We start from the raw sequence: 6,000 nt of genomic DNA on the forward strand, positions 1-6,000 counted from the left end.
TGCTTGATCGATGGGGGTAACCGCTATGACGACTCGTATCGTCCAGTTAACAGAAAGCATTCAAGTTGCCAATGATGCGCATATTCTGTATACCTACGATCATCTCGATGCGTATATTGGAAATGCAGTATCATTTATTATAGCGGGCGTACAGCAGGGCCAACAAATTATTTTTACGGATAACAGGGAAAGATTTGAGCTCATTAAGGAGCAATTGCATGTCGTCGGCTTTGGTGATGATATAGCCAGCATCAGATATGTGGACAGCTATGATTTTTATGCGCTGAACGGTATTTTTACCTCGGAAAAAGTGGTACAAAACTTCATGTATGTCATGCAGCCCTTTTTGGATCAAAGCATTCCGATTCGAGTATGGGGAAATGTAGAGTGGGTAGAGAGTGACAACATAGAGGAAGAGTTGGATGCGTACGAGAGAGAATGTGATATTGCCATCCTGCAGCTAGGCATCTTAACGGTGTGTGCCTATGCTGGACACAACTTAACAGCCAGCTTGCATATGCGGTTGATGCAATCCCATGAATACGTCATGTCGGATAAACAGTTGACACACTCACGCCTATACTACAATCCGGGTAAGCCTGCTATCTTTCCTTCTCTGGCTGAGCACGCAAAAATTCAGAATGAAATGGATTTTTACAAAAAGAAGCTGGACTTCGTCCAGGTTATTTCACACGAGGTTCGGAATCCGTTAACGGTTATAAAAGCCTACGCAACTATGCTGTTAAATGACCGGGAGCTGAAGATCAATGCAAACGCTGCCAAAAAACTGGCCGATATTGCGGATTATGTGGCTGTCATCGATCATGAGATATCGCATATTTTGAATACGGAGCAAATGCTCACGTCGGAAGCGCTGTGGCAGACAAGCGAGATTCATCCACTTCCTATTATTGAGGAGGTGGTTACGATGATGGAAGTGAAAGCGCGCACTCAGAGTATTCAATTGAACCGGAGCATCACGTTAACCGGGCAAGAGATTATGAATAGCAATGCGACTGGCTTACGCCTCATTATTTCGAACCTGCTGTCCAATGCGGTGAAATACAGCCATGAGGGCAGCTGCGTACATTTCCGGGCGGAAGTCAACAATTATACGCTGGGGCTTGAAATCGAGGATTGTGGAATCGGCATGAGTGCGGAGCAGCAGCAAAGCTTGTACCGCAAGCATGAAAAAATGAATGTAGAGAAAAACGGACAAGGGATCGGATTGTTTATGGTCAAGAAGCTGATCGACCATTTTGGCGGTGAAATACATATGGATAGCGAGATCGGACGGGGAACGATAGCCCATGTCAGCCTGCCTGTCGTAATTGGATAATATGAAATAGATGAGACTTTTTTCATGCAAGGTTTATAATAAAATATCGTTTAATGAGTAAAAATGAAAGGATTCTAATAAATTAATTGGAGGATTATGCCTAAATTAAGCGAATATTTTCATTCAGAGAAGTTATAAGAACGCCGAATTCTTGATTTACAGGAAACGGGGGAACCACCTAGGGTGAATTGTTTTTGGGAAACTCCAAGAGCATAGGGATCTTCAACCGAACCCATAAGCTAACCTCGTAGGCAACGAAGGGAGAAACAGTTTTGAAAAGAGTGTTTATTGTTTTTTTATCCTGTTTGATGTTATTTGCTGGCGGAGGAAGCGTGCTGGCGCAGAAGGCCGAACCAACAGTATTAGCAGGCGCAATTAATGATGTTGTCGGAACTCCTTACAAATGGGGAGGCACCACCACCAGCGGTTTTGATTGTTCAGGCTTTATTCTTCATATCTATAATAAATTTAATGTGAAATTGCCTAGAACGTCTAAATCACAGTCCGTAATTGGCGAAAAGGTTGATAAAGATGAACTGCGCCCGGGAGATTTGGTCTTCTTTGATACAAGCGGAAGAGGAGTCTCTCATGCCGGCATTTACATAGGAGAAGGAAAGTTTGCGCATTCTTCTTCCAGCAGAGGCGTTACGATCAATAAGCTAAGCGACAGCTACTATGAAAATCGTTATGTAACGGCTCGTCGTGTCGTAGAACAAAAAACACACGAAGCGATGATGGCAGTAAAATAATATAAAAATGGACGATTATGAAGTCATTCATAATCGTCTTTTTTTTTATGATGGATTGCAAAATAATTGAAAAATTATCGTCTGACCCGATAAATATCTTGCGTTTGAGCGGCCAATACTATGATAAACAAAACATAAGGAAGGTGTTGCTCATGAAACAGATGCCGCTGGCTTCCTGTAAAGTTGCAACTTCATCGAATGGATACTACAATATGTAGTATCGAAATAACTACATATTGTAGTGTTAAATTGGGGTGCAAACGTGAAAGCCAACATGAAAATAAACTCGAAAATGAAATTTGGCGTTGTTGCCATTATCGCTGTCCTTATTTTACTTGTAATTATTATGTTCATAAACCGGACGGATAAAGAGAGTGTATCCTTAAGGCATATACATGGACTCGGGTATACAAGCGACGGGAAGCAATTGATCATTCCTGCGCATGAAGGTTTAGTATCCTATGCAAACGATCGTTGGCAGCCATTAGAGGGCGACAAGCATGACTATATGGGCTTTAATGCTGTGAAGAATGGATTTTACAGCAGCGGTCACCCTGCAAGAAGCTCTGAGCTTCAGGACCCGCTTGGCATCGTAAGAAGTACGGACCTAGGAAAAAGTGTTGAAATATTGGACTTTCAAGGTGTGGAGGATTTTCATTGGCTTGCGGTCGGCTATGAGACGGAAACTATCTATTTGTTCAATCCACAGCCGAATGCCAAGCTTGATGCCGTCGGTCTCTATCGGTCGCAGGATGAAGCGCTCACCTGGGAGAGAAGCGGCATGAACGGGATATCCGGCGATTTGATTGCGATGGCGGCGCATCCGACCGACCCGGCGACGATAGCGGTCAGCACGAGCAGCGGGGCGTTTCTATCAACTGATTTTGGGGACCAATTTCATAAACTGCCTGTAGATCAAGTGGTGACTGCACTTGCTTTTGGCATTCACGGCGATCTTTTTATTGGAGGAAAAGGTATATTGCTGCGGCATACAGGAGATAAAACCTCATCATTATCCGTACTGCCGCTTGCCTCTGATGATGCGATCATGTATATTGCACAAAACCCAAAGCAAGAGAATGAGTTTGCCTTAGCGACCTCTAGTATGAACGTTTTTCTAAGCAAGGATAACGGGCTTAGCTGGAGTCAAATCGCAGACAAGGGTAAAGGACTTTCCAGCAGGTAAATAAGGCTGGTGTTTGGTGACGAGGAAAGTACATGGGCCGCTTGGGGTGGGGGAGGAGCAGCAGGCTTGAAAATTCAACGAATGAAGCTAAGCGGAGAAGGGCTGAATCGTTTTTTTGGCCCGTTGGAAGCTCGGATTATGGAGATTGTATGGGAAGAGGAAGATGAGGTTTCGATCAAAAAAGTGTTAGCCTTGCTTCACGAGGAGCTCTCCGTTAATACGATAATGACCGTATTGAATCGCCTGACAGAGAAGGGTCATTTAGTGAAAACATCCTCTGGCAAAGGCAGGAATAAGGCTAGTACGTTCCGGGCTGTACAGCGAAAAGAGCAGTTTATAGAAGAGCAAACCCGGCATGTGACGGAAGGATTGGTTCAGGAGTATGGGCAAATGGTTGTGAATCATTTCTTCGATGCGTTTGAGCAGACCGATCCGGAGCTCATGCGGCTGATGGAGGAACGGATCAGACAGTGGAAGCGTGATAAAGATGAAGTATAGCCGCCATCACTTTGTTTTTCTTTCTATTTCCAACGACGAGATGCCGGGCATGCATCATTAATCCATGTATACATAATACCGGTGCAAGGAGCAAACAGAAAAGACAACCGCTGACCGTTAGGAGGTCCGGCGGTTGTCTTTTTTTTCTGCAAATATGAATTCGCTGCCGATACTGTCCGTGAGTTTGCTCATCATCGCTTTGAAGGTATTAATTTGCGTCAGGTTACACGAGTTTTCTGTATGTATTACTTCTCACAAAAAACTTTTTTACACGTACAATAACCCATCAGAGTAAATGATGACTTGGAGGAAAAAAAGTGATTTTAGTTGCAGGGAGTCAGACGTTTCAGCTTAGCCCCCTCATGCTGTCGGAGCTGGAGCGGCGAATATTGCTAGACAAGCAGAGGAGTACCGCCGTTTATCGTTATCCTACTGTCGATGCGCTGGTGTTCGAGCTGAAGATGCGCACGCATATCGTCGAAGCGGCAAAGGCTATGTATGCGAGCGGGGTTAGCTTTGCAGCCTTTTCGAATTCGAGAGCCAACGAGCGGTATTGGATGGTTACCGATAACGGGGGCTTTCAGCTGAGGAGCGGCGTGCAGCCGTCGGTCGCGATTAACGATATTTTTGAGAATGGACAGCTATATGCCTTTGAATGCGCAGGAGCCATTATCATAATTCTTTATAAGGCGGTGCTTGATACAATAGGAGACAACGTGTTTAACCGAAATTTTCAAAATCTGTTTTTGCGGGATTGGCAGACCGATCGCGACCTTCGTCTCAATATGACCTATAATATCGATGAAGCCTATCCGGGCGATGTGCTTTATTTCAAGAACCCCCAGCATGATCGGGACACGCCGGAGTGGCAGGGCGAGAATGTCGTTATGCTGGACAAAAATTTGTATTTTGGTCATGGTATCGGAATTGAATCCGGGGAGGGAACCATCGCTGCGCTCAACCGAATGAGGGAGCCGGGCAGCACGATTTCCGCTTTTCTGCAGGATACGGTACTCATGCCCGATTTTGAGGGTTTACGACGATTGTCTTAAAATGTTAGAGGGATTCACAATCTGCGCGAATAACTGGTATTGTAAAGAGGGATGGTGAATAATAAAAAAACGACGATAACGGAGGGCTGCATATGTCATCTTTTAAAGCGCTTATGCTTCATAAAATAAATAATGAGGTTACTGCAACGGTGCAGCGGCTAGAGCTGAAGGATCTGCCTGAGGGTGAACTGCTCATTCAGGTGAAGTATTCCAGCGTGAATTACAAGGATGCATTAGCTACATTGGCCGGTGGCGGCATTGTGCGAAATTATCCGTTTGTACCCGGCATCGATCTGGCAGGTACGGTTGTTTCAAGCGAGCATAAGTCGTTTAAGCCGGGCGACGAGATTTTGGTCACCGGCTATGGGCTGGGAGTGAGCCACTACGGCGGTTATAGCGAGTATGCGAAGGTGCCGGCTGAATGGGCGCTAAAGCTCCCGGAAGGCTTATCGGCGAAAGAGGCGATGATTCTCGGTACTGCTGGATTTACGGCTGGGTTATCCGTATTGGAGCTACAGCAGAACGGGGTTCGCCCGGAGGACGGCCCTGTGCTGGTCACGGGCGCGACGGGCGGCGTTGGCAGTGTTGCGGCGGCAATTGCCGCCAAACTCGGCTATGAGGTGGTTGCCAGCACGGGCAAGCCGGATATGCATGAGAATTTGCTGGGTCTCGGCGTGCAGCGCATCGTATCGCGTGAAGAGCTGTTGGCAGATTCGCAGCGAGCGCTAGGGAAGCAGGAGTGGGCGGGCGTCATCGACTGCGTGGGCGGTCGGACGTTATCTGCTATTTTGTCCAAAGTCCAGTATGGCGGCACTGTAGCGGCCAGCGGTTTAACGGGCGGTTCAGAGCTGGCGGCAACGGTGTTTCCTTTTATTATTAGAGGCGTTCGGCTTATTGGCATCGATTCCGTCATGGCCGGTATGGACAAGCGGTTGAAGGTTTGGGAGCTGCTCGCGGGAGCTTACAAGCCTCTCATGTTGGACAGCCTGTGCGAGGAAATTAGTTTAGAACAAGTCGTGGAGCGAGTCGGCGTTATGCTGAAAGGAGAGTCCAGAAGGAGATTGGTCGTTAAGCTGTAATGGATTCGCTGAATAGGAACAAGGGGCTGTCCAGAAAGTCAGTGAAAACTGACTTCTGGCAGCCCCGTTTTTGTTGAATTCTAAAAATACGCACAAA

At 46.4% G+C, this 6,000-nt stretch carries 6 protein-coding genes and 1 riboswitch; all 6 genes read left to right on the forward strand.

Annotated features, from left to right (window positions below):
- Nucleotides 1-25: 25 nt before the first annotated feature.
- Nucleotides 26-1,339, forward strand: coding sequence for an ATP-binding protein (locus ACO9K6_RS15710; RefSeq protein WP_424768498.1), 1,314 nt, complete (start codon nucleotides 26-28; stop codon nucleotides 1,337-1,339).
- A gap of 131 nt (nucleotides 1,340-1,470) precedes the next feature.
- Nucleotides 1,471-1,608: riboswitch (cyclic di-AMP (ydaO/yuaA leader) on the forward strand.
- A 3-nt stretch (nucleotides 1,609-1,611) separates the two neighbouring features.
- Nucleotides 1,612-2,088, forward strand: coding sequence for a C40 family peptidase (locus tag ACO9K6_RS15715; protein WP_424768499.1), 477 nt, complete (start codon nucleotides 1,612-1,614; stop codon nucleotides 2,086-2,088).
- A gap of 262 nt (nucleotides 2,089-2,350) precedes the next feature.
- Nucleotides 2,351-3,274, forward strand: a complete 924-nt coding sequence (locus ACO9K6_RS15720) for a F510_1955 family glycosylhydrolase (RefSeq protein WP_424768500.1) — start codon at nucleotides 2,351-2,353, stop codon at nucleotides 3,272-3,274.
- An 81-nt stretch (nucleotides 3,275-3,355) separates the two neighbouring features.
- Entirely contained in the window at nucleotides 3,356-3,772 is a 417-nt protein-coding gene (locus ACO9K6_RS15725; RefSeq protein ID WP_424768509.1) for a BlaI/MecI/CopY family transcriptional regulator, read from the forward strand.
- 317 nt (nucleotides 3,773-4,089) lie between these two features.
- Nucleotides 4,090-4,824 carry a protein-glutamine gamma-glutamyltransferase gene (locus ACO9K6_RS15730; protein WP_424768501.1) on the forward strand — a complete coding sequence of 245 codons (735 nt, stop codon included), beginning with the start codon at nucleotides 4,090-4,092 and terminating at the stop codon, nucleotides 4,822-4,824.
- A 92-nt stretch (nucleotides 4,825-4,916) separates the two neighbouring features.
- The gene (locus ACO9K6_RS15735) at nucleotides 4,917-5,903 is read left to right on the forward strand and encodes an oxidoreductase (RefSeq protein WP_424768502.1); all 987 of its coding nucleotides are present in this window, start codon (nucleotides 4,917-4,919) and stop codon (nucleotides 5,901-5,903) included.
- The last annotated feature ends 97 nt before the right edge of the window (nucleotides 5,904-6,000 follow it).

The sequence above is a fragment of the Paenibacillus praedii genome, assembly GCF_049725345.1.
GTDB lineage: Bacteria > Bacillota > Bacilli > Paenibacillales > Paenibacillaceae > Pristimantibacillus.